The following is a 23,980-nucleotide window of genomic DNA, read 5'->3' as shown; positions in this document are numbered from 1 at the left end:
CTCCTGACGAGCCCCTGGCGCCCGAGCCGCCGGGGGCTTCGCCATGTACCGTGATCAGCCGGCCGCCCGGCGGTACTTGCGGACCGCGAGCGTGCGGAAGATCGCGACGATCACGATCGAGTAGATGATCGAGGCCCAGACGGGATGGGCCATCGGCCAGGCGTCGGACGGGGAGACGCCCGGGTCGCCGAAGAGCGTGCGGCAGGCCTGGACGGTGGCGCTGAACGGGTTCCACTCCGCGATCGGCTGCAGCCAGGACGCCATCTGCGAGGAGTCCACGAACGCGTTGGATATGAAGGTCACCGGGAAGAGCCAGATCAGCCCGCCGGAGGTCGCCGCCTCGGGAGTACGGACCGTCAGACCGATCAGGGCGCCGATCCAGGTGAACGCGTAGCCGAGGAGGAGGAGCAGGGCGAAGCCGGCCATGACCTTGCCGATGTTGGTGGGCTCCGCGGAGCCGGGACGCCAGCCGACCAGGAGCGCGACGACGGCCAGGACGAGCAGGGTCAGTGCCGTCTGCACGAGGTCGGCCATGGTCCGACCGGTGAGTACCGCGCCCCGCGCCATGGGCAGGGAACGGAACCGGTCTATCAGGCCCTTGTGCATGTCGTCGGCTATGCCCGCACCGGCACCGGCCGTGGCGAAGGTGACCGTCTGCGCGAAGATGCCGGCCATCAGGAAGTTCTTGTAGACGTCCGGATCCGTCGAGCCGCCGAAGACGTACGTGAAGAGGACCACGAACATGATCGGCTGAATCAGCCCGAAAATGACCATTTCAGGGAAGACTGTGCGCGGGTGTGATTCTGGTTGCGCTCCTCCCCACCACCGCCGAGAGTCTCCAGCTCCAGCGCCGCGAACTTCGGATCAATGCTGCCCGTGACCTCCATGGGCGGGAGGATCATGATCGGGGGTACGGGGACCCCGCCAACGCCCCTCAGAGCTTCCATGGCAGCTGGCCAGGCCCCTGAAGTGCGCCAGAACTCCGCCCGCCGCCGGACAGCGTTCCAGGCGTTTCCGGAGACCTCCACCTGGTTCCATCGAGCAGCGGTCCGAAGCTTCCACAGGATCGCTTCGAAGATCTCGCGCTTCGGCGTCCACGTCTGGCGGGAGTCAGGAAGGACGGCGTCGACCGCCTCCCACTCCTCGTCACTGATCTTGAGCGGCACCAGCGTGCCCGTCTCCCTGTGCCACTCGGCCAGCGGGTCGGCGATGCCCTTCCGGTGCCGCTGCCCCTTGCCCGTGACGTGTACACGGACATCCAGCAGATCAAGCAGATCTCGACACTGCGCAGTGGTGAAGGATTCGAGGGCGGTTGCCTGCTCTTCCACCAAGGCAATGATCTCGTCCGCCCGCTGCTGTTGCGCTTCTGCTTCACCGAGCCAGCGCGCCACCCGCTCCCGCTCGGCCATCAGCTCATCCTCCTTCGACTGGAGGGCTTGCTTCAGCTCCCGAATCGTGTCGTCGTCAATGCCGTCTCCAGGGCCCTCCCCCAGCTCGTCCTCGAAGAGTTGGGCGAGCTTTTCGAGAAGCTGCCCCTTGCGACCGGCACGCCTCTTCGCGATCTGAGCGTCCAGCTCAGCAAGACGTTCCCGGTACGTCTCAGCGCGAGCCGGAATCGCCCCCAACCACTTGCCGGCGAGCGCACGGAACTTGTCCTTGTCCGCGAGCAGGGCCTCGATCTCGGCCCAAATGGCCTTTTCGACGTCAGGGGCGGGGAGATGCGCACAGTCGCACTTCAACCCCAGCCGCCTTCCCATGCACCGGTAGTAACCGATAGCGGATGCAGCGGACTTGCCACCTGTGTAGTAGCCGCCACACAGTGCGTACAGACGCCCGGTGAAGAGGTAGTGATTGAGGTTCTTCTTCGTGAACGATCGCCTGTTGAGCGCCTTCCGCAGGGCATCCACACGATCCGGATCGCTGATTGGTCGAGGAACCTCGATCCGGAAGACTTCGAACGTCTCCTCTTCGTCCTCTTCGGCGGTGCGCTCAATGCGAAACTCCACATACCCGTCAAGGGCAGTGGAGTTGAGCCGCCGGGCGAGGTTCGTGCCGGTCCAGGACAGGCCCTTACGAGTGCGGGAGCCAAGGTTGTTCAGATGCTCGGCGGCCTCATCCCGCGAGTACCCGAGATCTACGATCAGGCTTACGGCGACGTTGATCACGTGCACCTCGTCCTCGCAGAGGACCGGGACCGCCTTGCTTCCCTTGCCACTGAGGATCACGCCGTACGGCGGTTGCCCAAGGGGCCAACCACCGGCAGCCAGCTTCTGATCCCGGCCGCCCGAGGTCCGCTCGAGGATCAGGGTGTGCTCCAGCTCTGCCATGTAGGAGAGCAGGCTGAGCATGATGCCGAACAGTTCGTCGTCACTGTCGAGACGGCCGTCTGCCGTGGCAACCCTGATCTTGTGGTGCTTGGTGGCGTTGAACACCCAGAGGTGGATGTCTTCCATGGTTCGGCCGATGCGGTCCAGCTTGCCGAACACGACGAGGTCGATAAGGCCCTTCTCGATGGCCGCTGTCATCTCGTCAAGATCGGGCCGGGAGTCCTTCTTCCCAGATTCCCCACCATCGACGTACACCTTGTGAACGCTGTACTTTCCAGGGCCGATCTTGAAGTCCAGCCAAGCCATGCACTGCTTTTCCTGCGTGTCGAGGCCGTATCCCTCGACTTGCTTCGCGGTCGATACGCGAAGGTAGACGGCTACCCGAACCACGCCGCGAGCGATTCGACGCCCGCGCATGACGGTACCCTTACCCATGTCAGTCCCTCCGTGACTGGCAGGCCGGTCCGCGACCGGTCTGGCCCCAGGGGGTTGCCGCCCCCTGGGGTCTCCATGCATTTGCCATCAGGCTAGCCTTCCCATCTGCTACTCGACAGGCGATTGCCGATAACCTCCGCTCTTCTTATGTGCGTTGGGAAGGCGACCGAACAGAAGGTCCGCTAGTGTCCTGAGTCGTTAGTTCGCTTGCGGTTGTAGAGTGGGGCGGTGCCTGGTCCGAAGCCGTTGCCGCTGGAGTTGTCCGATCACGAACGCCGGGTGCTGCGAGGCTGGTTGCGCAAGCAGACCGCCTCTCAGGCGCTGGTGCTGCGGTCGAGGATCGTGCTGGCGTGCACGGAGGGCCTGTCGAACGCGCGGGTCGCGGATGACCTGGGTGTCTCGCGGGAGACGGTGCGCAAGTGGCGGTCCCGGTTCGTCGCGGACCGGCTGGAGGGCCTGGTGGACCGGCCGCGTTCGGGGGCGCCGCGGAAGATCACGGACGAGCAGGTCGAAGCCCTGGTCGCAAGGACGCTCGGCCAGGCGCCGCCGACGGGTGATTCGCACTGGTCGACGCGTTCGATGGCCGGGGCGGCGGGGATGTCACAGTCGGCTGTCTCGCGCATCTGGCGGGCGTTCGGCCTCAAACCGCACATCGTGGAAACCTGGAAGCTGTCGACCGACCCGCAGTTCGTGACCAAGGTCCGTGACGTGGTGGGCATTTACCTGTCCCCGCCGGAGAACGCCCTGGTCCTGGCGGTGGACGAGAAGTCTCAGATACAGGCCCTGGACCGGACCCAGCCGGTGCTGCCGATGGCGCCGGCCACGCCGGCGAAGATGACGCACGACTACGTCCGGCACGGAACGACCAGCCTGTTCGCCGCCCTTGACATCGCCTCCGGATCGGTCATCGCCCAGCACTACCGCCGCCACCGCCACCGGGAGTTCCTCCGCTTCCTGAAGGTCATCGACGCCGCCGTCCCCCAGCACCTCGAACTCCACCTGGTCCTGGACAACTACGCCACCCACAAGACCGAGCCGGTCAAGAAGTGGCTGCTGCGTCACCCCCGCTTCCATCTGCACTTCACTCCCACCTCGGCGTCCTGGCTCAACATCGTCGAGCGCTGGTTCGCCGAGCTGACCTGCCGCAAACTACGCCGCTCGGCCCACCGCAGCGTCGTCGAACTCGAACGGGACATCCGCGGCTGGATCAACGAATAGAACAAGAACCCCAAGCCGTTCGTCTGGACGAAGACCGCCGACGACATCCTCGACACCCTCGCCGCATAATGCGCATGAATTAACAAATCAGGACAATAAATCCAGGCAAGGATGTACCTGTTGAACGATGTTCCAGATCTTGGGCCCATGCCCCAGCGGGTCACCATCAGTGCCGAACAGGCAGGGCGGCTCGTGGCCGAACAGTTCCCACAATGGGCCGCACTACCTGTGACGGCTGTGGAGAACGGCGGCTGGGACAACCGGACCTTCCACTTGGGCAACAACATGTTGCTCCGCCTGCCCAGCGCGGAGGAGTACGCCTTGGCCGTGGAGAAGGAGCACCGTTGGCTACCCGAACTGGCCCCCGCTCTCCCGCTGCCGATCCCGATACCGCTGGCGAAGGGGAGCCCTGGTGCGACCTACCCGTTCGCGTGGTCGGTCTACGGGTGGATCGACGGCACGCCCGCGACGTTCGAGTCTGTTGTCGATCCGATCCGCTTCACCGAGGACCTGGCCAACTTCGTCGCCGCGTTGCAGAGCATCGATGCCTCGGAAGGGCCACAGCCTGGCAAGCACAACTGGTTCCGTGGAGCAACACTGCGGACCTACGAGGCGCAGGCGCTAGGTGCGCTGGACGAACTGCGCGGCCACACCGATGTCGCGTCGGCACATGAGTTGTGGACTCAGGCGCTCGAGGCACAGTGGGACGGGGTGGACGTCTGGTTCCACGGCGACCTTGCCCAGGGAAACCTGCTCCTTGAGGACGGACAGCTCGCTGCCGTCATCGACTTCGGTACGTGTGGCGTGGGGGACCCCGCTTGCGACCTCGCGATCGCCTGGACCTTACTCCCGGCCGACGGTCGCGACTTGTTTCGGAGGCAGCTCGGCGTCGACGATGCGACATGGGCGCGCGGACGCGGCTGGGCGCTGTGGAAGACGCTCGTCTCGTGCGCCAACAGCCTGGGCGAGGACGGCACTGACGCCCGTAACGCGCGACGCGTGCTCTCAGAGATCCTCGCTGATCGAGGCTGAGGGGTCATAGGGGCGCGTGGACCCACCGGGGCCACCACCTGAGAGTCGATCTGCCTGCGCAGCCGGCCCCGCAGCACCCGGTGTTAGCGATCGGACAACTCCAGCGGCCAGCTTCGGAGCAGGCACCGCGCCGCTCTGCAACCGCAAGCGAACTAACGACTCAGGACACTAGCTGGGCAGTTGGCCTCACCAGAGGCTTCGCGTGCTTGTTTACCTGTCCAGCGTCGACGTGCCCACCTCTGCCCTTCGATTCCTCATCGCCCGTCTGAGCGAACACCACCCGATCCATCAGGGCACCCAGGGCAGCATCGGGCTCTGGCAGCCAGAGCCTGGTCAGGCACGACCGAGCCCCCTTCCCCGATGAGGAAGGGGGCTCGAAGGTTCACAGCTGACCCAGCCCACCCGGCCGCCCAATTGACGCAACCGTGGTCAGCCGGCCGCCCGGCGGTACTTGCGGACCGCGAGGGTGCGGAAGATCGCGACGATCACGATCGAGTAGATGATCGAGGCCCAGACGGGATGGGCCATCGGCCAGGCGTCGGACGGGGAGACGCCCGGGTCGCCGAAGAGCGTGCGGCAGGCCTGGACAGTCGCGCTGAACGGATTCCACTCCGCGATCGGCTGCAGCCAGGACGCCATCTGCGAGGAGTCCACGAACGCGTTGGATATGAAGGTCACCGGGAAGAGCCAGATCAGCCCGCCGGAGGTCGCCGCCTCGGGAGTACGGACCGTCAGACCGATCAGGGCGCCGATCCAGGTGAACGCGTAGCCGAGGAGCAGCAACAGGCCGAAGCCAGCCATGACCCTGCCGAAGTTGGTCGGCTCCGCGAAACCCGGGCGCCAGCCGACCAGGAGCGCGACAACGGCCAGGACGAGCAGGGTCAGCGCGGTCTGCACGAGGTCGGCCACGGTCCGGCCGGTGAGCACCGCCCCGCGCGCCATCGGCAGGGAGCGGAAGCGGTCTATCAGCCCCTTGTTCATGTCGTCGGCTATGCCCGCGCCGGCACCGGCAGTCGCGAAGGTGACGGTCTGCGCGAAGATGCCCGCCATCAGGAAGTTCTTGTAGACGTCCGGGTCCGTCGAGCCGCCGATGTTCATCGAGCCGCCGAAGACGTACGTGAAGAGGACCACGAACATAATTGGCTGTATCAGCCCAAAAATCACCATTTCAGGAATCCGACTCATTCGGATCAAGTTCCTGCGGGCGATGACCAGGGAGTCGTTCATGGCGCTCACTTCACCGACCCCTTCCCTGAGGTGAATCCTGACCAACACGGGCGAACAGGATTCGGAATCCGGCTCATGCGGATCAGATTCCTGCGGGCGATGACCAGGGAGTCGTTCATGGCGCTCACTTCACCGGCTCCTTCCATGCGGTGAATCCCGTCCGGATCAAGTTGCGTTTCGCAACGCCGACCGGCGCGGTCATACCGTGACCTCCTCGGCCTTCTCCTCGGCGATGTGTCCGGTCAGGGACAGGAAGACGTCGTCGAGGGTCGGGCGGCGCAGGCCTATGTCGTCCATCTCTATGCCGCGGGTGTCCAGCTCCCGGATGACCTCGGCGAGGAGCTTGGCACCGCCGGTGACGGGCACGGTGAGGCAGCGGGTGTGCTCCTCGACGGTGGTCTCGCCCTTGCCGAAGCCGGCGAGCACCTCAAGGGCGACGGGGATCTGCTCGCGGTCATGGACCACGACCTCGATGCGCTCGCCGCCGGTGTGGGCCTTGAGCTCGTCGGAGGTGCCGCGGGCGATGACCTTGCCGTGGTCGACGACCGCGATGTCGTGCGCGAGGTGGTCGGCCTCCTCCAGGTACTGGGTGGTGAGCAGCAGGGTCGTACCGCCGGAGACGAGGCGCTTGATCACGTCCCACAGGAGTTGGCGGTTGCGGGGGTCGAGGCCGGTCGTCGGCTCGTCCATGAACATGACCGGCGGGGAGACCACCAGCGCGGCGGCCAGGTCGAGCCGGCGGCGCATGCCTCCGGAGTAGGTCTTGGCCGTGCGGTCGGCGGCCTCGGTGAGGTCGAACTGCCGCAGCAGTTCCTCGGCGCGGGCCTTGGCGGGCCTCGCCTTCATCTGGTAGAGCTGGCCGACCATCTGGAGGTTCTCGCGGCCGGTGAGGTATTCGTCGACCGCCGCGAACTGGCCGGACAGGCCGATCGAGCGGCGCACTTCGTTGGGGTGCTTGAGCACATCGAGGCCGGCGACCTCCAGCCGCCCGCTGTCGGGGCGCAGGAGGGTGGTCAGGCAGCGGACCGCGGTGGTCTTGCCCGCGCCGTTCGGCCCGAGGAGGCCGAGGACGGTGCCCTCCGGGACGTCCAGGTCGACGCCGTCCAGAGCCCTTACGTCACCGAAGGTCTTGACCAGGCCTTCGGCATAGATGGCGCCTGGCATAAAAGTTCTCCACGTCTTCGGGGATTCCTTCGAAAAGCCTAGGTTTGCGCTGTTTCGGACGCCCGACGGGCGACCACGCAATTCACCATAACGCGATGTATCGCGACTCACAACGGAGTTCGCTCGTACGAGTGACTGAAGAGGCTCCGACCTGCACGTACACCGGCTACCACACCGGCTCCCGGCGCTCCTGACGGGTCAGACGACGACCGTGTACCCCGCGTCGCGCAGGGCCTGGCCGACCTCGGCGCAGTGCGCCGGCCCCTTCGTCTCCAGGTGCAGCTCGACCTCCGCCTCGGTCAGCCCGAGCCTCGGATCGGTCCGCACATGGCTCACGTCGAGAACGTTAGCGTCGACCACTGACAACACCCCCAGCAGCGTCGCGAGCGCACCCGGCCGGTCCGTCAGCCGCACGCTGACCGCGAGGTAGCGGCCCTGCGCGGCCATGCCGTGCCGCAGCACCCGCTGCATCAGCACCGGGTCGACATTGCCGCCGGACAGCACCGCGACCACCGGGCCCTCGAAGGCGCCGGGCTCGCTCAGCAGCGCCGCGACCGGACTCGCCCCCGCCGGCTCGACGACCAGCTTGGCCCGCTCCAGGCACAGCAGCAGCGCGGCGGACAGCTCGCCCTCCGACACCGTGCGCACCTCGTCCACCAATTCGCCGACGATCCCGAACGGCACGTCTCCGGGCCGGCCCACCTTGATCCCGTCGGCCATCGTCGCCGGCGCCTCGATCGACACCGGCCGCCCGGCCGCCAGCGAGGGCGGATACGCCGCCGCCCCCTCCGCCTGCACGCCCACGATCCGCACGTCCGGCCGCTGCGACTTCACCGCGACCGCGATGCCCGCCGCGAGACCCCCGCCGCCGATCCCGACGACGACCGTGCCGACGTCCGGACACTGCTCCAGGATCTCCAGGCCGACCGTCCCCTGCCCGGCGATCACATCGGCGTGGTCGAAGGGATGGATGAACACCGCGCCCGTCCGCTCCGCGTACTCCTGCGCGGCGGCCAGCGTCTCGTCGACCACCTGACCGTGCAGGCGCACCTCCGCGCCGTACTCCCGGGTCGCGCTGATCTTCGGCAGAGGGGCGCCCTTGGGCATGAACACCGTGGAGCGCACCCCCAGCAGCGACGACGCCAGCGCCACGCCCTGCGCGTGGTTGCCGGCGCTCGCCGCGACGACCCCGGCGGCCCGCTCCTCCGGCAGCAGCCCCGCGATCCGCACATACGCGCCGCGCAGCTTGAACGAACCCGTCCGCTGGAGGTTCTCGCACTTGAGGAGGACCGGCGCCCCGACGAGCTGGGACAGATGCCTGCTGCCCTCCATCGCCGTCATGCGCGCCACGCCCGAGAGCATCTTCTGTGCGCCGCGCACATCGTCGAGGGTGACGGGCCGCAAGGAGTCAGCCGTGCCATAGCTCATGACATCAGCATCGCAGTTCACAGGCGGGAACGGCCGCTGTGACCAACCACCGAGACTGGTTTCCGCAGCGCCGGTACGGCCCGGCTTCCGGCCGCGTACTCTGTCCCCCATTCCTGACAGCACCCCCTTCATGAAGTGAGCCCCCGGCCATGCCCACAACACCTGAAATGTCGATGGACATGACGACCGTCGGTGACACCGGTCTTCTCGACACGCTGCAGCACGAGGTCGCGGTCTTCGCACGCCGGGCCGAACAGACCCGCCTGGGCGGCGTCGGGCAGGTGCGCAACTCCATGGACCGCGCCGCGTACCTGCTGCTCAACCGTCTCGACAAGGAAGGCCCCATGGGCGTCAAGGCGCTCGCGGCGAGCATGGGGATCGACTCGTCGACCGTCACCCGGCAGGTGGCCCCCCTCGTCGACACCGGCCTGGTCAAGCGGACCTCGCACCCCGAGGACGGGCGGGCCGTGGTGCTCCAGCTCTCCCCGCGCGGGCAGTCGCGGCTGGAGGAAGTACGGTCCTCCCGACGGCAGTTGATGGCCGAGCTGACCGAGGACTGGGCCCCGGAGGAGCGGGAGGCGTTCTGCTCCCTCCTCACCCGCTTCAACGTCGCCCTGTCCTCCCGCATGGCCGCCCAGGGCCTACCGGGCGCGGAGCCGGCACCGGCCGCTTCCTGAGCACCCGGGCACGCACGTGTGTGCGGGGCGGTCTCGCGCCGGGGGTGCGTGGTTCTCGTACGCGACTTGCATACGGCGCGTGCGCGGCTCTTGACCGAAAGCCCACCCCTGGCCTCATATGAGACCGGGTCCCTCCGGGCCGTACGCGGTGCCGCACCCGTGCTCCGCCGGGATCCGTTTCCAGGGGGTCGCCGGCAGGCGGGAGGCTCGGGATGCGAGAGAGGCGTACGGTCCAGGAAGCCCGCCGGGTCCGGGAGTTCGAGGCGTTCCTGGCCGGGGCGGGCGGACGGCTGCTGCGGACCGCCACCCTGCTCACCGCGGAGGCGGTGGAGGACAACCCGCGCGCGCGGCGCCTGCTGACCCACGCCCTCGCGCATACGTACGCGTGCTGGGACCGGCTGCGCGGCGAGGACCCGTACAACCACGCGCGGGAGTGCCTGGCCGCCCGCTTCGCGCGCGGGACCTGGCACCGGTACGGCGCCCTGCCGTTCGGTCTCACCCGCGCCCGGCCCGCCGGTCCGCTGGCCGTGCTCTCCGCCCAGCAGCGACTCGTCCTGGTCCTGCGGCTGCACGAAGGGGTCGCCGAGGAGCAGGTGGCGGCGCTGCTGGGGCTGCCCCCGGACCGGATCCACCTGATCGTCGACCGGGCGACCACGCTCTTGCTGCATCCGCCGCGCGGACCGGCCCCCGCGCGCGTGAGCGCGAAGGCGGCCACCTCGTGAACCGGCCCGAACGGGAGGCCGCCGTACGGCAGATGATGGAGCGGACCGCACCCCGGGTGCCGGCCGGTCTCCCCGCGGACGTGCTCCGGCTGGGCGGCCGGATGCTGCGGCGCCGGACGATGGCCCTGCGGCTGCTGTGGCTGCTGCTGTTCGCGGCGACCGTGGCCTTCGTGGTCTGGGCGGCCACGGCCCGCCCCTGGGTGGAGCCGCCCTCGGAGACGACTCCACCGGTCACCGGCTGGTGACGACCGCGGCAGGTCTCGCGGACGGTTATCCCAGGGCCTGCTGAAGGTCCTCGAGCAGGTCGTCGACGTTCTCGATGCCCACGGAGAGCCGGACGAGGTCGGCGGGCACCTCCAGCGCCGAGCCCGCCACCGAGGCGTGCGTCATCCGGCCGGGGTGCTCGATGAGGGACTCGACGCCGCCCAGGGACTCGCCGAGCGTGAACACCTTGGCGCGGTTGCAGACCTCGACCGCCGCCTCCTCGCCGCCGGTGACGCGGAAGGAGATCATGCCGCCGAAGGACCGCATCTGCTTGGCCGCGACCTCGTGACCGGGGTGCTCGGGCAGACCCGGGTAGAGCACCTGCGTCACCCGCGCGTGGCGGGTCAGCATGTCGGCGACCTTGGTGGCGTTCTCGCTGTGCCGGTCCATGCGCACCGACAGCGTCTTGGTGCCGCGCAGCACCAGCCAGGAGTCGAAGGGTCCGGCGACCGCGCCCATCGCGTTCTGGTGGAACGCCAGCTCCTCGCCGAGCGTCTCGTCGGCGGTGACCAGCGCGCCGCCGACGACGTCGGAGTGGCCGCCCATGTACTTGGTCAGGGAGTGCACGACGACGTCCGCGCCGAGCGCCAGCGGCTGCTGGAGGTAGGGCGTGGCGAAGGTGTTGTCGACGACGAGCCTCGCGCCCGCGTCCCGGGCGATCTGGGCGACGGCGGCGATGTCGGTGATGCCGAGCAGCGGGTTGGAGGGGGTCTCCACCCACACGGCCTTGGTCTTCGGGGTGATCGCGGCCCGTACGGAGGCGGGGTCGCTGGTGTCGGCGACCGACCACTCCACGCCCCAGCGGGCGACGACCTTGGCGAAGAGGCGGAAGGTGCCGCCGTACGCGTCGTTGGGGATGACCACGTGGTCACCGGGGCTGAGCAGCGTACGCAACAGGCAGTCCTCGGCCGCCAGTCCGGAAGCGAACGCAAGTCCTCGGCGGCCGCCCTCGAGGGCCGCGAGGTTCTCCTCCAGGGCGGTGCGGGTCGGGTTGGCGCTGCGGCTGTACTCGTAGCCGCCGCGCAGGCCGCCGACGCCGTCCTGCTTGTAGGTCGAGACCTGGTAGATCGGCGGGACGACCGCGCCGGTGAGGGGATCGGCGGTGTTGCCCGCGTGGATCGCGAGGGTCTCGAAGTGCTGACTGATGTGCCTGTCGCTCATGGGCACCGAGCGTAGTGCGCTCGCGGGGCTGCTGCCGGACGGCCACCCGGCGACCGGGCCGCTCTCCCGACCGGGATGGACGTTTTTCCACAGGCTCCCGGGCCGGGGTTGGCCAATTGTCGGCGGCGTCTGGTTCGCTTGAGACATGGAAATTCTCTGGGTCCTGATGGCTCTGATCATGATCAGCTTCGTGCTGCTGCCGTTCCTGCGGCGTCGGCGCGGCATGATCGAGCAGGTCCCGGCGGGCCACCCGGACGCCGCGGACCCGGCCGACTACGGCTTCGTGCGCACGGAGGAGCTGGACATCCGCATGCCCGGCCCCGACCAGGACCTGCTGGACGTCCTGGACGTGGTGCAGCACACCCAGGACTACCGGGCGGCGCAGCAGCTGCTGGCCGGCACGGAGATCGCGGGCGAGCTGCGCTGGCAGCGGGTGCAGGCCTTCGCGGGCGCGGCCGCGCTGGAGCTCCAGCAGCGGCCGGGCGGGGTGAGCGAGGCGCCGGGCGGGCAGTGGCTGCGGGTGTGGCGGACGGAGGCGCCCAAGGACGCGGGCGGCGCCGCGGTGCACGCCGAGTTCCTGGTCCAGCAGGCCTGGCGGACCTCGACGCCGGGCACGGACGACTTCCGGATCATCATGGAGGAGGCGAAGGACGCCTGCGGCCAGGCGGCGCTGCTCTCCCCCGGCGACCCGGTCCCGTACATCGTCGAACTCTCGGTGGCGCGCGGTCTGCACTACTCGCAGGCCGAGTTCGAGCAGCTCTGGCTGAAGATCCTGGACCGCGCCCTCCCGCACATGGGCGCGCATCTGGCCGCCCTGCACTACTGGTGCGAGAAGTGGCACGGCTCGCGCGAGCTGGCGACCTCGTTCACGGAGGCGGCCGCGGCCCGCGCGCCGCAGGGTTCGCTGCTCGCCGCGATGCCGCTCTTCGGGGTCTTCGAGCACCTTCCCGAGGTCAACCTGGTCAGCAGCTTCTACCAGAGCGAGGTCGTGACGAAGGCGATCCACGGCGCCCTGTTCTCGGTCCACGCGGCCCGCCACGACGATCCGATGCTGGCGCAGGTCCGCCATCTGCTGGTCTTCTTCCTGGTCCGCAGCGAGCGCTGGGCCGAGGCCATGAACCAGCTGATACACGTCGACGGCCATGTCGGCGCCCTCCCCTGGACCCTCTCCCCGGACCCGGCGGGCGAGTTCGCGGTCTACCGGGCGCTGGCGGTGGCGGGCTACGAGGCGAACGGCGGCAGCCCGGCGACGCTCCCGCACTGACCCCCGGGCGGCGGGCCGGCGCCGCGACGGGACGTGACCGGAATGCGGGACGGCACGGCACGGTTCTGGAGGCTGCGGCCCGCAGGGGTCATTCGGACACAGAGGAGCGCACGTCATGCTGTTCGGCCGTAAGCCCGTCCTGCCCACCGCCGAACAGGCGCTGGAGGGCCGCCCGCAACCGATCTTCACGGTGCCCGACCGCCACACCGTCCTCGGCACCCCGCTGCTCGGCCCCCACCCCGAGGGCCATGAGACCGCCGACTTCGGCCTGGGCTGCTTCTGGGGTGCCGAGCGCAAGTTCTGGCAGCTCCCTGCCGGCGTGCGGACGACCCTGGTCGGCTACCAGGGCGGCCATACCGAGAACCCCACCTACGAGGAGGTCTGCTCCGGCCTGACCGGCCACACGGAGGTCGTCCGCGTGGTCTTCGACCCCGCCGTCATCTCCTACGAGCGCCTCCTGAAGACCTTCTGGGAGTCCCACGACCCCACCCAGGGCTTCCGCCAGGGCAACGACGTCGGCACCCAGTACCGCTCCGCGATCTACACCCACACCCCGGCCCACGCCATCACGGCAGCCGCCTCCCGCACCGCGTACCACCACCTCCTGACGGCCTCCGGCCACGGCCCGATCACCACGGAGATCCTCCCGGCGGCGGACCGCCCCTTCTATCCGGCGGAGGGGTACCACCAGCAGTACCTGGCCAGCAATCCGGCGGGGTACTGCGGGATCGGCGGGACCGGTGTCTCCTGCCCGATCGGCGTGGCGAAAGCCGAAGGCTGACGGCGTCGAGTGGGCTTCGGAACGTACGCGCGCAGAGTGCGTGACGAGCGGTTGACGCTCGCCCGACGGCACACGGCACTGAGGTGTGCCGTCGGGCACTACGGCCCGCTCGGCTTCAACGCGACCTGGGCGTATCTGGCCGCGACGGCGTGCCCCGCTCCCGATCTGCGCCGAGATCCTGCGGCCTTGCTCCGCGCGTTGGACACGCTGGAGGAGAGCCGAGCAGTCCGCCTCGCCGAAGTGAACGACTTCGCCGTCCGCCGGCATACGGAGAAGGCGGCAGGACGACGAACCCCACGGGCCTCCGAGACGCTCGGCCTACGAGGACCCCGCTGGCCGAGTTCGACGGCGCCCTCCGTGCTCGGTCTGATCGCCGCCGTCGCAAACCGCCACATGGCCTTCCGGCAGTTCCCGTACCCCGACGACACGCTCTCCCCTGACCTCCAAGTGCGACAACTCGCCGATCTCCACACCCGGCTCGACGCCTCCGCGTCCGCCTACCTCAAAGCCCTCGGCCGCCTGGACCGCCCGGCAGCCGAGGAACTGGCCGACACCGTCCAGGGCATGCGCACCCATATTCGGCCTGGCTACGCGCCCCTGAACATGTACCTGCTCCCTTGGCTGCGCTTCGCGAACCTGCTCTCCTATGCCGCGACGGCATCCTCGGCGATTGAGCACTGACACCAGCAGCATCTTTCAAGCAGCAAAACCCTGGCGGGTACTGCGGGTACTGCGGGATGTTCATCCGTGCGTCCGTGTCAGCCACGCCGCGACTGCGGCAAGGAGGATCAGGACCACGTTCAGGCCGGTGGCCTTGGCCTCTCCGCGCGACAGATGAAGACCGGCGGCAAGGACCTGCAGAACGACGAATCCGACCGCGGCCAAGGTCGCCAGATCCGGCGCGATCCCCGTCAACGGCGGCAGGACCAGCCCGGCCACACCGAGGATCTCCACGGCGCCGACAAGCCGGACGAGCGGCATCGGGACGGTATCGACCCACCCCACCGAAATCCTCAACGAGATCCTCGAAGGCGATCGGATCCATGGCGAAGAGGTCCGGTTCCTCGTCGCCGCCGTGGGCGACGACGCGGTTCCCAACGTCCTGAGGCCGCCTGCTCGGCCGTACCGGTGTGAGGTGGTCCGGTCGGGCCGAGAGCTGCCCGCGCAGGGCGTCAGCCAGGCAACTGCCCGCGTCCACCTGCGCCAGGTGCAGGTCACGGAACGAGGAGCGCGAGGCCATGACCGCGAGGAAGATATGGCCGGTCGGCCCGTGGTGGGGTCATGCCCATCGACGAACCCGTTCAAGGCCACGCACTCAAGCGCACCCACCCGCATGCAGGGGGACCAGAGCGGGATGATGTTTCTTTGGTCTCCATGGCCTTGGGCGCACCCTCACGCCACATGCGTCATACCGGACAACAGGGATGATCTGGACGGGATCTGCCTGAAGAGGCACACTCTGGTATTCCGCAGATCGTCATGTACGGGGGTACCAAGTGAACCGCTTCGCCTTGCTCCCTGCCGGGATTGCCGCCCCAGCGTCCTTCCTCGCCACGACCTGGATCATGTCGTCGGGCGATCCGGACTGGGTTCCGGCAGAAACGGATGCGCGCTGGGCTCTGCTGATAGCTCTGGCAACAGTGGTGTCAGGGGCGGTGACGACGATCGTCGGGTACGCGTTCCCCCCGAACGCCGATCCGCCGCAAACAGGGCCCGCGTCCGCATTCACGCCGCCGGGGCCACGGGTTCAGCAGGATGTGCAGGTGGATGCCAATTCCTCAGGAAGCGTCACACAGATCGGAGGGCACGCGGCGAAAGCAAGCCGTCCCGCACCGCGCAGCGTCCGGCAGGCGGTCACCCTGCGCGGCTCGGCACAGGTGCGCCAGGTAGCGGGCGATGACTCGCGGCGAAGGCGGGGATGACAGGAATGCCGACCGCGCCCTACTCCCCCTGCTCCCGGCAGGTGGACCAGCTCCACGGGAACAGTGCTCCCCCGTACGACGTCATGTCTGCTGTGACGGAGATGCCCACCGCATTCCACACCGACCTCTCCGAGCGGGTGGACCAGCGGCAGGGGCACGGCGCTGCCCCGTGTGAACTCGTGTCTCAGCAGATTTCTGCTTCTGATGCCAGTCAGGTCACCATGACCGGCGGCAACAGCACGATCAACAATGTCATGAGTACCGCGGCAGAACTGGCCAAGGTCATCAAGGAGATAGCGGAGAGCGTTGGGTGCCTGATCGTTTGCATTGTCCTGGCCATCACACTCCACCCACCGTATGTCGTGGACCTGGTCAGGCAGGCACGGGACTCGTTGAACGCCTACTACATGCCGGCAGCCTTCGAAATCGAAGGAGATTGCTCCAAGGGCGATGAGCAGGTGTCCATCGTGAACAGCCGCGGCTTCCGACCCGGCACTCCCGTGCGGATTTGGGCGGCTTCCTCGGAAAAGACGCAACTGGTCGATCCGCGCGATGACGGGTCGATTCAGATCTCGGTTCCCTGTAACGAGTTCAGCCCATCCTTCCCCTACCTGTACGCAGTCTCGGATGAGTTGGCCTCCCCTGTTTCGGTTCGGGTGTCTGTCCCGCATCGACCCGCTGCCAGAACGTCGCAGAAGGGCAACGACTGAGCTCTCCACCGCAGTTGCGGGTAGGGCAGGGGGAGTGCTCGTACGACATCCCACGCTCGGCCGGCGTCATGGTGTGCACCGACGCGGGTGCACAGCCGCGAACGGGAAAATCAGTGGCCTCCCGAACCGGCCGAATCCACGCTGTACGCCATGGAAGAACCGCAACGCAGGATCCGAGCGGCCCACTCGGAATCCACGATCACCGTCTACCAGGCCTACCGCCCGGAAATCGGTCTGCCGGCCGTCCGCAAGGGCCGATTCCCTGCCGCGTGGAAGCGGGACCGGATGACGTGGATCAAGCCGTCGTTCCTATGGATGATGTACCGCTGCGGCTGGGGCACGAAGGAGGGGCAGGAGACCGTCCTCGCCGTCGAGATCAGCAGGGAGGGCTTCGAGTGGGCCCTGCGGCGCGCGTGTCTGTCGCACTTCGTGCCCGAGCTGCATGCCGACCAGGCCGAGTGGAGGCGGCAGTTGAGGCGGGCGCCCGCGCGGGTGCAGTGGGATCCGGAGCGGGATCTGCGGTTGCGGCCCTTGCCGTACCGGTCGTTGCAGCTGGGCCTCGCGGGGGAGGCGACCGCGCGGTACGCGGACGAGTGGATCGTCGGCATCGAGGATGTGACGCCGCTGGCGACGCAGGTTCACGGGCATGTGCGTGCGGGTGAACTGGAACAGGCGGCCGCGTTGTTGCCGGAGGAGCGGCCCTATCCGGTGGCGGAGGAGGTGCTGACGCATCTGCGCCGACAGGTCCGCAGGCGCTCTCCGTCCTGACGGGCCTGTAGGCAGCAGGTGTCCCGTGCCATCATCAGCGGATGCGCGAGTACTCCTGGCCCTCCGAGAACGGCTGGTGCCAGGCCACCGCCGCCGACCTGACCTGGCCTGAGACGGTTCGTTCCCTGCCCGTCGGCACCCCGATCGCCGGTGAGGTCGTCGGCAGACAGCCCTTCGGCGTCTTCCTCTCGATCGACGGTCACCCTGAAGCCCTTGGCCTGGCCAGAATCGACAGGATGCCCAGGTGTATGGACCTGCCGGCCGTGGGCAATCTCGTCTCCGGCGAGGTGGTCTGGCACGCCGAGCACCAGCACCAGGTGGGCATCATGCTGCGCGAGTGGGCCGAGCACGAGGACCTGCTCCCCGGGTTCGTGGAGCGTGTCGGCCAGGTGGTCACCGGACACGTCACGAAGATCGCGCCGATCGGGTTCTTCGTACGCATCGCCGACTGCGTGGAAGGGCTCGTTCCGCTCACCGGGCCGGTCGCGGACTTCGCGAAGAGCGTCGGCGAGGGCCAGGACGTATCGGTGCGGATCGTCGACGTCGACCTCGAAGGGGCCCGTGTGCGGCTGTCAGCCGAAGGCGTCGGCCAGGACCTGCCCGACGCCTTGACCGACTGAGGTGTTCAACTGATCGGCATGCCTCCGTGCGGACTGTTGACCACCAGCGACACTGATCCCTCGACAAGGTAGAAGTGCCCGGGAAAGTAGTCGATGTGGAGGTGACCGCCCTCCTCGTCGGCGGCCATGGCTCGCAGGTTCTCCGCCAGTACCGCCCGGCCCGCGGAATCACCGCTGATGACGAGGAGCCGTCGCTCGGCGTCCCGGTGGATCAGGACACCGGGACCGGAAGTCCTGTCGACCTCGACCCCTACCAAGCCGTTGGTCTCCGCCCTACAGGTGGAGCCGAGCAGCCCCTCGCCTCGGGCCACCGCACTTGCCAAGCGGGTCAGTTCTTCCGCCGTTGCGGAGAGAACCACTTCGCCGAACGCAGGGTCGGACACCAGTCTCACGGGCTTCGCTCCTTCAAGGCAGTCCTCACCGTGGCCGAGGAAGACGTCGTTGCCAAGGCGGTCGAGGCCCTGCGCGGTACCTGGGACACGCAGCGGGCCGTGACCACATTGCGCGGCTCCGGGCATGAGCCGGCCGACCTGCGGGCCCCACGCGCCCCACGCCCGCGCGGTGAACCTACTCCACCTCGATGCCGAAATCCTTGACGAGTTCCTCCAGGCCGCCCGTGTAGCCCTTGCCGCCCAGGACGAAGTCCCAGTCCCCGTTCGCCCTTCGGCGGAAGGAACCCAGCACCAAGGCGGTTTCGCGCGGCCGGCCGTCGGAGACCTCAAGTTGTCCCAGCTCGGCCAGCCCGGGATCGAGCAGGCGGATGCCGGCGTCCGTGAAGCCAGAGAGGTCGGCGTCCGGGTTGACCTCCGGGTCGATGGCCGCCACGAGTACGAACCGGTCTGCCTCATCGGGCAATCCGTCGAAGGAGACACAGATCGCGGCCTTGTCAGGTGCGGTGGCGGGGAGAGCACGCACTGAGCCGTCCGGCGTCTGCGGGTTGTTGAAGAAGACGAAGTGATCGTCACTGAGAACCCGGTTGCCGCGGCAGACGAGAGCACACACGTCCAAGGCGACGCTTCCGGTCCACGACATGCCCAAGACGTTGTAATCGTCCGGCAGCCGAGTGTCCGGCACGGTGGGCGTCGGCTGTGCCGGGACTTGTCGACCACCGTCACCGAGCCGCCCACTCAACCCATGACGATGCAGCAGGTCTACGAGTTCGGGGCCCGAGACGAGTTCCAGCGGCTTGCCGTTGGCGAAGGTGTGTGAGCCGGGGCCGAACCCTGACGTCGTCACCAGGACGCCCTTGTTGGCGCCGGCGTCCTGCACGGTTCCGTACAGGTCGCGCACAGCGGTCGGCGGCACCGTGTTGCGGTAGCGCTTCACCTGGACGACGATCTTGCCGCCTCGGATCGGCGTCGGATCCAGTGCGTCGACGTCCACACCGCCGTCGTTGGAGCGCTGGGTGGTCACCGCCTGCATCCCCATGGCCCGGAAGAGATCGGCAACGAGATCCTCGAAGGCGATCGGGTCCATGGCGAAGAGGTCCGGTTCCTCGTCGCCGCCGTGGGCGACGACGCGGTTCCCGACATCCTGTGGCCGCCTGCTCGGCCGTACCGGTGCGAGCTGGTCCGGTCGGGCCGAGAGCTGCCCGCGCAGGGCGTCAGCCAGGCAACTACCCGGGTCCACCTGCGCCAGGTGCAGGTCACGGAACGAGGAGCGCGAGGCCATGACGGTCGCGAGGAAGATACGGCCCGGTCGGCCCGTCGTAGGGTCGTGCCCATCGACGAACCCGTTCAAGGTCACCGCCTCGAGCGCACCCAGCTCATCCGCGGCGAACAGCTCGTGCAGAACAAGCAGCATGCACTGGGCCAGAACCTCCCTGTACAGAGCACGGCGCTGGCCTACCGGGCGGGGAGTCTCCTTGTCCTGGTCGGCCCCGGACAGGTACCGAACGGCCTTGGCCTCCGGCACGATGCCGTAGGCGGGCAGCTCCCAGTCCAGCACCAACTCGCGGGCTGCGGGGTCGTAGGCTGCTGCCACCTGGCGCGGGAAGCCTTCCGGCCACACCGTCGAGGCGTAGAGAGCGGCGGAGAAGTACTCGATCACGGAATCGGGATCCTGGCGCCTCACGCCATCGGTCACCGCGACGACGCCGGCGTTGTGGCGCCGTACATCAGCCAGCTGAGCATCGACCCCCTGTTGGTACTCCCGCCGGTACGCCTCCAGCTGTTGCTGTCGGTGAGCCTCGGCGGCCTGGGCAGCCTGCCGGTCCCGCTCGAAGCGCGCTCGTGCTTCGGCCTGCGCCTGGGCCCGGCGATTCGCGGTCCAGCCGCTCTGCGTTTGGTAGTGCTGGAAGTCCGGCAGGGGCACGGGCAGCGCCAAAGGCCCTGGAGCGAAGGGCTGGACCTCCTCCGGTCGCATGAGAGAGGCAGCCGTGAAGGCCGGAGCCCGGCAACCCGCGGCAAGAAGGCCCTGCAACGACGCAACCTGAGCGTCCAGCTCTTCCGTGCGCCGTAGAGCCTCTGCCTGCCGGTACTCACGGTGACTCTGAGCAGCTCGCCGCTGGTAGGCCCGCGCTTGCTGTTCCTGCTGTCTACGCCGTCTGGCTTCGGCTTCCAGCTGGCGCTGCTGCTGCCGTTGCATTTCAGCCCAGACGCCAACAAAACCTGTAGAGCGACGACTCATGTGCTGCAGGCCCTCCCCAGGACGTTGGCAGCCGATAGGCACTTTGGTTGTCCCCACAACCAGTTGTAACCAGACGACTCTAGCCAGCAATCGCCGTCTCGCACATCCACTCGTCGAAGAAGCACGATCGGTCCATCCCCGCAGGTCAACGTGACTGGAGGGTAACCAGGACCGTACCGGGCCGCAGTGCCAGCGGTGGCGCCCTGGACTCCGCCGCCCGGCTGCTGCCCCAGGATCATTTGCGCACGCGGGCGCACACCCCGCTCAGTGGCAGTCGTAGCGGTGTGCGTACGGAAGCTCGGGGCACCGGCGGCACAGGAAGACGTAGAGGCCGCCCGCGTCCCCGATCTCCAGTTCCGGGCCGATGGTGTCCAGGACGTCCTGGACCGCTGGGGCGTCCCATTCGGGTTGTGTCGTTCCTGGCGCGTGTTCGTCCAGCGGCAGCCACCGTCCGTAGGCCGGCTCCCCCGTGATGCTGAACAGGTGCTCCATGCGGTGGCCTTGGCCGCAGTGCGGCCAGTTCGGGGGTTGGGTCCACGCCGGATAGCCACCCACCTTGTTCTGAAGGGCGCTCGCCGCCTCCGTGTACCAGTACCCGAAGCGGTCCTCGAGCTCTTCGAGGCGAGGCCGTAGAGCCGCCAGCAGCTCATCGGGGAGGTCATGGCCCGGGTATTCGACCGCAGGAGTCGGACAGACCGTGCAGGGGCGGGGTACGAAGTCGTCTTCGCACTCACCCGCGCGGGGCGCGGGAACGTCGTGGAGCAGTCCTGCCGCAACCGTCTCGGCCTCGTTGCGCCAGTACAGCCTCGGCAGCACGACCCCGGCTGGATCCTCGTCATGGATGAGCGCACACCAGAGCAACTGCACCACATCCTCGCCCTGCGGGAACTCCAGCAAGGGGACGTCACGGGCGAACAACTGGAGCACCGGCACCAGGGGGACCGCTCCGGGCTTCGCCCCCTCCCCCGAGCCGCCTTCATGGCCGAAGGCCCAGTGGCCGGGCTGTGCGCAATGCGGCCACGGTTCGCCGACCGGCCAGAGCAACGGACCGCCCAGGGAGCTGTCCCGGACCCCGGGCTCCCCGCTCCGCGGATACAGCAGGGTCGTCTCCCTGGCGAGGGCCGCGAACTCCGGTATGAGTTCTGCCATGTCGAAGGGCGGCAGGGGAATCTCACGGGACACAGTCGAATCCTCCAAGAGCCACAAGCAGGCGATCCTCGGCGCGTGCTCGCAACCGCGGTGCGTCTCAGTTCCTGATGAGCGGCTGGTAGGGGTTGCCCTCCCGTGTGAAGACAAGGACGAAGTCCTCTCCTCTCCGGACGGCCACCTCCCGCAAGCGGGCCAGGACGTCTGCCGGGGCCGGCAGGTCGAGGCCCAGGGCTGCCGCGGCACGGTCCCGACGGGCCGTGAGATCCGGCATGTCCTCCAGGTACTCGGCCTCCAGCTCCCCGCTCTCCTCGTCCGTGAACGCTCGGCAGTCGCGCCACCAAGGAGTGACCAGCAGCAGCCGCAGGAGCTCGGGCAGACCGATCGCCACCAGAGCCGCGCCTCCTTCGGAGTCGGCATAGAGGATGGGGCGGTCCTCGCCGCCCTCACCGCAGAAGAAGTACGTGCCCCCGGCGCCGTCGCCGGCGAAACCCTCGAGCGCGGCGCCCGAGGCGAGGTGGACTTCTTCGACATGGTCGCCTCGGTCCAGGTCGAAGTCACCCGGCCAAGCGAGGAAACGGGCGACGTCGTCCTGTTCGCGGACGGCAGCGATCAACGCTTTCATGGGCCGCACCTTACGGCTCACCAGGTCGGCAAGGATCAAGGATCGATCTGGTTCCGCGCCCCGCCGAAAGCAGGACGAAGGCCGATGGATGAAGGCCGATGGACGAAGGACTATGAACAATGGACGAAGACGAGAGCCTGCATCGGTACGGCCTGCACCCTGCCGGGGCGGACCTCGACGAGGTACGCGGTCTGCTCACCGCGCGCACCCGGCTGGAGAAGCGTGCGCAGGGAGACGGTGACACGGAGTTGATGAAGCTCTGCTGCGTACAGCTGTTCAACGCCGCGGTCCTCGAGGACGTGCTGCTCATCTGGCGGGCCAAGACCGCCGGCATGGACGCCGACTGCTCGATCGACATCCAGTTGCTGTGCGGCAGCGGACTGGCCACGACCAAGGCGTACCTGTCGAGCCGGCATCTGCCCGAAGCCGGAGCGGCGCTGCGACGACTGCTCCGCTGCGAAGCGGCCGGCGACTTCGAGGACTTCTCCGTCGAGGGTCTGTCCGCCCGGTACGCCGACTACTACCTGCCGTGACACTCAGGGGCGGCCGGAAGCGGCGCGTACCCTCAGCTCGTCTCCCACAGCCTCACCGTGGTGTCGGCGCCGCAGCCGGCGAGTATCCGTCCGTCCGGGCTGAACGCCAGACCCAGCACGGCCTTGCGGTGGCCGGTGAGACGGGCGGCCGGGGTCAGGTGCGCGGGGTCGGTGACATCCCACAGGGTCACGGCCGCGTTCTCGCATCCGGAGGCCAGCAACCGGTCGTCCGGACTGAACGTCACCGCATACATCTGCCCCGTGTTCTCCCCGGGACCGGCCAGAGGGAGGGTGCCTGTGCCCCTCCTCACCGGATGTGCCGGGTCGGTGATGTCCCACACCATGACGGCTCCTTGCCGCCACGACCCGTAGGTGCCGGAGACGACGCCCAGATCCCCGCTGGCGGTGGCCAGGAGCCGCCCGTCATGACTGAACCCCACCGCATGGACGGCAGGCGCCCCGCCCGAGGTCAACGACTTCACCCGATCGCGGGCCTGCGGTCGGACGACGGCGGTTCGCACCGGAAGCGCCGGCTCGCCGACGTCCCACAGGACCCCGGTGTCCTTGGCACCGTCCGCACCCGAGGCCAGTAGCCGTCCGTCCGGACTGAACATCACGGAGAGGACGGGGCCTGACCGCCAGAGCCGGCGATGGTGGGTGAGACGGGCGCACCGGCTCGGCCGTGCCGGGGCGGAGACATTCCAGACGATCACGGCGCGGTCGCTGGCGCAGGCGATGAACCGTCCGTCCGGGCTGAAACCCACCGCGTGGACACCGCCTTGCCGCCAGCCGTCGCGAAACAACCAGCCGGGGCGTTCATGGACGAGGACCGCCGACCGGGTCGGGTTCGCCGGGTCGGTGACGTCCCAGAGGATCACGCTCCAGTCGGTGCTTCCGGATGCCAGCAGCCGCCCGTCCGGGCTGAACGAGACCGCGTTCACCGCTCTGCGATGGCTGGTGAGGCCTGCGACCCCGACCGGGTGGGACACGTCCGTGACGTCCCAGAGGACCACGGTCCTGTCGCTGCTTCCGGACGCCAGCAGCCGCCCGTCCGGGCTGAACGAGACCGCGTTCACCGCTTTGCCGTGGCCGCTGAGCACAGCGGCCGGTCCCCGCGACGGAGGCGGCGACGGCTGTCCCGGTAAGGCCATGGTGCAGTCTCCCGCGATACGGCATCCCGCGGAAGGCGGTGTGCCGACTTCCGCTTTCCGGCCGTGCAACGGTGCCGACGGATCCGCGCGCACCCCTCGATCAATTTCGCATTGCGCATCCTGTTGCGCATCAAGCAATGACGGGGCCATGATTGCGGCGCTTGACGCGGTATTCGA

At 68.4% G+C, this 23,980-nt stretch carries 24 protein-coding genes and 2 pseudogenes; 13 read left to right on the top strand and 13 right to left on the bottom strand.

Annotated features, from left to right (window positions below; genetic code table 11):
• Nucleotides 1-54: 54 nt before the first annotated feature.
• Complete coding sequence (locus ACYQ8Q_RS29290) at nucleotides 55-774, bottom strand: ABC transporter permease (protein WP_460068880.1); 720 nt, start codon at nucleotides 772-774, stop codon at nucleotides 55-57.
• The gene (locus tag ACYQ8Q_RS29285) at nucleotides 756-2,762 is read right to left on the bottom strand and encodes a recombinase family protein (RefSeq protein WP_460068877.1); all 2,007 of its coding nucleotides are present in this window, start codon (nucleotides 2,760-2,762) and stop codon (nucleotides 756-758) included. Before ACYQ8Q_RS29285 ends, ACYQ8Q_RS29290 begins: the two co-directional genes overlap by 19 nt.
• 228 nt (nucleotides 2,763-2,990) lie before the next feature.
• On the opposite strand from ACYQ8Q_RS29285, the pseudogene ACYQ8Q_RS29280 reads away from it, so the two are divergent.
• Nucleotides 2,991-4,049 (top strand): annotated as a pseudogene (locus tag ACYQ8Q_RS29280) (IS630 family transposase).
• Nucleotides 4,050-4,127: 78 nt separating this feature from the next.
• The gene (locus tag ACYQ8Q_RS29275) at nucleotides 4,128-5,012 is read left to right on the top strand and encodes an aminoglycoside phosphotransferase family protein (RefSeq protein ID WP_460068874.1); all 885 of its coding nucleotides are present in this window, start codon (nucleotides 4,128-4,130) and stop codon (nucleotides 5,010-5,012) included.
• A gap of 429 nt (nucleotides 5,013-5,441) precedes the next feature.
• Here ACYQ8Q_RS29275 and ACYQ8Q_RS29270 read toward each other — a convergent pair whose 3' ends face one another.
• From ACYQ8Q_RS29270 to ilvA, 3 genes are all read right to left on the bottom strand, one after another.
• Entirely contained in the window at nucleotides 5,442-6,239 is a 798-nt protein-coding gene (locus tag ACYQ8Q_RS29270; protein WP_460073535.1) for an ABC transporter permease, read from the bottom strand.
• Nucleotides 6,240-6,437: 198 nt separating this feature from the next.
• Entirely contained in the window at nucleotides 6,438-7,403 is a 966-nt protein-coding gene (locus ACYQ8Q_RS29265; protein WP_460068871.1) for an ATP-binding cassette domain-containing protein, read from the bottom strand.
• 198 nt (nucleotides 7,404-7,601) lie between these two features.
• Nucleotides 7,602-8,831: a threonine ammonia-lyase gene (ilvA, locus tag ACYQ8Q_RS29260; RefSeq protein WP_460068868.1), complete on the bottom strand. Its 1,230-nt coding sequence runs from the start codon at nucleotides 8,829-8,831 to the stop codon at nucleotides 7,602-7,604.
• Between the two features lie 167 nt (nucleotides 8,832-8,998).
• On the opposite strand from ilvA, the gene ACYQ8Q_RS29255 reads away from it, so the two are divergent.
• The 3 genes from ACYQ8Q_RS29255 (at nucleotide 8,999) to ACYQ8Q_RS29245 (ending at nucleotide 10,475) form a co-directional block, all read left to right on the top strand.
• The gene (locus tag ACYQ8Q_RS29255) at nucleotides 8,999-9,508 is read left to right on the top strand and encodes a MarR family winged helix-turn-helix transcriptional regulator (RefSeq protein WP_079061644.1); all 510 of its coding nucleotides are present in this window, start codon (nucleotides 8,999-9,001) and stop codon (nucleotides 9,506-9,508) included.
• A 212-nt stretch (nucleotides 9,509-9,720) separates the two neighbouring features.
• Nucleotides 9,721-10,230, top strand: a complete 510-nt coding sequence (locus ACYQ8Q_RS29250; RefSeq protein ID WP_460068866.1) for a SigE family RNA polymerase sigma factor — start codon at nucleotides 9,721-9,723, stop codon at nucleotides 10,228-10,230.
• Entirely contained in the window at nucleotides 10,227-10,475 is a 249-nt protein-coding gene (locus ACYQ8Q_RS29245) for a hypothetical protein (protein WP_460068863.1), read from the top strand. The genes ACYQ8Q_RS29250 and ACYQ8Q_RS29245 overlap by 4 nt, the downstream gene beginning before the upstream one ends.
• A gap of 25 nt (nucleotides 10,476-10,500) precedes the next feature.
• Here the strand turns inward: ACYQ8Q_RS29245 and ACYQ8Q_RS29240 are convergent, their stop codons facing one another.
• Nucleotides 10,501-11,655, bottom strand: coding sequence for a cystathionine gamma-synthase (locus tag ACYQ8Q_RS29240; protein WP_460068861.1), 1,155 nt, complete (start codon nucleotides 11,653-11,655; stop codon nucleotides 10,501-10,503).
• A 145-nt stretch (nucleotides 11,656-11,800) separates the two neighbouring features.
• Between ACYQ8Q_RS29240 and ACYQ8Q_RS29235 the strand changes: the two genes are divergently transcribed.
• The 3 genes from ACYQ8Q_RS29235 (at nucleotide 11,801) to ACYQ8Q_RS29225 (ending at nucleotide 14,381) form a co-directional block, all read left to right on the top strand.
• Nucleotides 11,801-12,919, top strand: coding sequence for a hypothetical protein (locus ACYQ8Q_RS29235; protein WP_460068860.1), 1,119 nt, complete (start codon nucleotides 11,801-11,803; stop codon nucleotides 12,917-12,919).
• A gap of 115 nt (nucleotides 12,920-13,034) precedes the next feature.
• A complete protein-coding gene (gene msrA / locus ACYQ8Q_RS29230) occupies nucleotides 13,035-13,700 on the top strand; it encodes a peptide-methionine (S)-S-oxide reductase MsrA (RefSeq protein ID WP_460068858.1) in 666 nt (221 codons plus the stop codon).
• Between the two features lie 36 nt (nucleotides 13,701-13,736).
• The gene (locus tag ACYQ8Q_RS29225; protein WP_460068856.1) at nucleotides 13,737-14,381 is read left to right on the top strand and encodes a hypothetical protein; all 645 of its coding nucleotides are present in this window, start codon (nucleotides 13,737-13,739) and stop codon (nucleotides 14,379-14,381) included.
• Between the two features lie 60 nt (nucleotides 14,382-14,441).
• On the opposite strand, the gene ACYQ8Q_RS29220 is transcribed toward ACYQ8Q_RS29225, so the two are convergent.
• Both ACYQ8Q_RS29220 and ACYQ8Q_RS29215 read right to left on the bottom strand, forming a co-directional pair.
• A complete protein-coding gene (locus tag ACYQ8Q_RS29220; protein ID WP_460068855.1) occupies nucleotides 14,442-14,705 on the bottom strand; it encodes a DoxX family protein in 264 nt (87 codons plus the stop codon).
• A 4-nt stretch (nucleotides 14,706-14,709) separates the two neighbouring features.
• Nucleotides 14,710-15,026, bottom strand: a pseudogene (locus tag ACYQ8Q_RS29215) (restriction endonuclease); the annotation flags it as partial.
• 170 nt (nucleotides 15,027-15,196) lie between these two features.
• Between ACYQ8Q_RS29215 and ACYQ8Q_RS29210 the strand changes: the two are divergent.
• The 4 genes from ACYQ8Q_RS29210 (at nucleotide 15,197) to ACYQ8Q_RS29195 (ending at nucleotide 17,720) form a co-directional block, all read left to right on the top strand.
• The gene (locus ACYQ8Q_RS29210; RefSeq protein ID WP_460068853.1) at nucleotides 15,197-15,622 is read left to right on the top strand and encodes a hypothetical protein; all 426 of its coding nucleotides are present in this window, start codon (nucleotides 15,197-15,199) and stop codon (nucleotides 15,620-15,622) included.
• A gap of 83 nt (nucleotides 15,623-15,705) precedes the next feature.
• The gene (locus tag ACYQ8Q_RS29205) at nucleotides 15,706-16,332 is read left to right on the top strand and encodes a hypothetical protein (protein WP_460068850.1); all 627 of its coding nucleotides are present in this window, start codon (nucleotides 15,706-15,708) and stop codon (nucleotides 16,330-16,332) included.
• Nucleotides 16,333-16,482: 150 nt separating this feature from the next.
• Nucleotides 16,483-17,100 (top strand): DUF4291 domain-containing protein, encoded by a 618-nt coding sequence (locus ACYQ8Q_RS29200; RefSeq protein ID WP_460068849.1) that lies wholly within the window; start codon nucleotides 16,483-16,485, stop codon nucleotides 17,098-17,100.
• Between the two features lie 41 nt (nucleotides 17,101-17,141).
• A complete protein-coding gene (locus ACYQ8Q_RS29195; protein ID WP_460068847.1) occupies nucleotides 17,142-17,720 on the top strand; it encodes a S1 RNA-binding domain-containing protein in 579 nt (192 codons plus the stop codon).
• Nucleotides 17,721-17,725: 5 nt separating this feature from the next.
• On the opposite strand, the gene ACYQ8Q_RS29190 is transcribed toward ACYQ8Q_RS29195, so the two are convergent.
• From ACYQ8Q_RS29190 to ACYQ8Q_RS29175, 4 genes are all read right to left on the bottom strand, one after another.
• On the bottom strand, nucleotides 17,726-18,112 hold the full coding sequence (locus ACYQ8Q_RS29190) for an Imm32 family immunity protein (RefSeq protein ID WP_460068844.1): 387 nt from the start codon (nucleotides 18,110-18,112) through the stop codon (nucleotides 17,726-17,728).
• Between the two features lie 175 nt (nucleotides 18,113-18,287).
• A complete protein-coding gene (locus ACYQ8Q_RS29185) occupies nucleotides 18,288-20,348 on the bottom strand; it encodes a restriction endonuclease (protein WP_460068842.1) in 2,061 nt (686 codons plus the stop codon).
• A 264-nt stretch (nucleotides 20,349-20,612) separates the two neighbouring features.
• Complete coding sequence (locus tag ACYQ8Q_RS29180; RefSeq protein WP_460068841.1) at nucleotides 20,613-21,497, bottom strand: YwqG family protein; 885 nt, start codon at nucleotides 21,495-21,497, stop codon at nucleotides 20,613-20,615.
• A 97-nt stretch (nucleotides 21,498-21,594) separates the two neighbouring features.
• Nucleotides 21,595-22,119: a hypothetical protein gene (locus ACYQ8Q_RS29175; RefSeq protein ID WP_460068839.1), complete on the bottom strand. Its 525-nt coding sequence runs from the start codon at nucleotides 22,117-22,119 to the stop codon at nucleotides 21,595-21,597.
• Between the two features lie 119 nt (nucleotides 22,120-22,238).
• Here ACYQ8Q_RS29175 and ACYQ8Q_RS29170 point away from each other — a divergent pair, with 119 nt between their 5' ends.
• Complete coding sequence (locus ACYQ8Q_RS29170) at nucleotides 22,239-22,652, top strand: hypothetical protein (protein ID WP_460068837.1); 414 nt, start codon at nucleotides 22,239-22,241, stop codon at nucleotides 22,650-22,652.
• A 32-nt stretch (nucleotides 22,653-22,684) separates the two neighbouring features.
• Here ACYQ8Q_RS29170 and ACYQ8Q_RS29165 read toward each other — a convergent pair whose 3' ends face one another.
• On the bottom strand, nucleotides 22,685-23,803 hold the full coding sequence (locus ACYQ8Q_RS29165; protein ID WP_460068836.1) for a WD40 repeat domain-containing protein: 1,119 nt from the start codon (nucleotides 23,801-23,803) through the stop codon (nucleotides 22,685-22,687).
• Nucleotides 23,804-23,980: the final 177 nt, after the last annotated feature.

The sequence above is a fragment of the Streptomyces sp. YKOK-I1 genome, assembly GCF_054660435.1.
This window is presented reverse-complemented; position numbering and strand designations above follow the sequence as displayed.

Bases quoted from the DNA above. Each gene is read 5' to 3' on its own strand.
- ACYQ8Q_RS29290 (WP_460068880.1), bottom strand. From the start codon at position 774: ATGGTCATTTTCGGGCTGATTCAGCCGATCATGTTCGTGGTCCTCTTC.
- ACYQ8Q_RS29285 (WP_460068877.1), bottom strand. From the start codon at position 2,762: ATGGGTAAGGGTACCGTCATGCGCGGGCGTCGAATCGCTCGCGGCGTG.
- ACYQ8Q_RS29275 (WP_460068874.1), top strand. From the start codon at position 4,128: ATGCCCCAGCGGGTCACCATCAGTGCCGAACAGGCAGGGCGGCTCGTG.
- ACYQ8Q_RS29270 (WP_460073535.1), bottom strand. From the start codon at position 6,239: ATGAACGACTCCCTGGTCATCGCCCGCAGGAACTTGATCCGAATGAGT.
- ACYQ8Q_RS29265 (WP_460068871.1), bottom strand. From the start codon at position 7,403: ATGCCAGGCGCCATCTATGCCGAAGGCCTGGTCAAGACCTTCGGTGAC.
- ilvA (WP_460068868.1), bottom strand. From the start codon at position 8,831: ATGAGCTATGGCACGGCTGACTCCTTGCGGCCCGTCACCCTCGACGAT.
- ACYQ8Q_RS29255 (WP_079061644.1), top strand. From the start codon at position 8,999: ATGTCGATGGACATGACGACCGTCGGTGACACCGGTCTTCTCGACACG.
- ACYQ8Q_RS29250 (WP_460068866.1), top strand. From the start codon at position 9,721: ATGCGAGAGAGGCGTACGGTCCAGGAAGCCCGCCGGGTCCGGGAGTTC.
- ACYQ8Q_RS29240 (WP_460068861.1), bottom strand. From the start codon at position 11,655: ATGAGCGACAGGCACATCAGTCAGCACTTCGAGACCCTCGCGATCCAC.
- ACYQ8Q_RS29235 (WP_460068860.1), top strand. From the start codon at position 11,801: ATGGAAATTCTCTGGGTCCTGATGGCTCTGATCATGATCAGCTTCGTG.
- msrA (WP_460068858.1), top strand. From the start codon at position 13,035: ATGCTGTTCGGCCGTAAGCCCGTCCTGCCCACCGCCGAACAGGCGCTG.
- ACYQ8Q_RS29205 (WP_460068850.1), top strand. From the start codon at position 15,706: ATGTCTGCTGTGACGGAGATGCCCACCGCATTCCACACCGACCTCTCC.
- ACYQ8Q_RS29200 (WP_460068849.1), top strand. From the start codon at position 16,483: ATGGAAGAACCGCAACGCAGGATCCGAGCGGCCCACTCGGAATCCACG.
- ACYQ8Q_RS29195 (WP_460068847.1), top strand. From the start codon at position 17,142: ATGCGCGAGTACTCCTGGCCCTCCGAGAACGGCTGGTGCCAGGCCACC.
- ACYQ8Q_RS29185 (WP_460068842.1), bottom strand. From the start codon at position 20,348: ATGAGTCGTCGCTCTACAGGTTTTGTTGGCGTCTGGGCTGAAATGCAA.
- ACYQ8Q_RS29180 (WP_460068841.1), bottom strand. From the start codon at position 21,497: ATGGCAGAACTCATACCGGAGTTCGCGGCCCTCGCCAGGGAGACGACC.
- ACYQ8Q_RS29175 (WP_460068839.1), bottom strand. From the start codon at position 22,119: ATGAAAGCGTTGATCGCTGCCGTCCGCGAACAGGACGACGTCGCCCGT.
- ACYQ8Q_RS29170 (WP_460068837.1), top strand. From the start codon at position 22,239: ATGGACGAAGACGAGAGCCTGCATCGGTACGGCCTGCACCCTGCCGGG.
- ACYQ8Q_RS29165 (WP_460068836.1), bottom strand. From the start codon at position 23,803: ATGGCCTTACCGGGACAGCCGTCGCCGCCTCCGTCGCGGGGACCGGCC.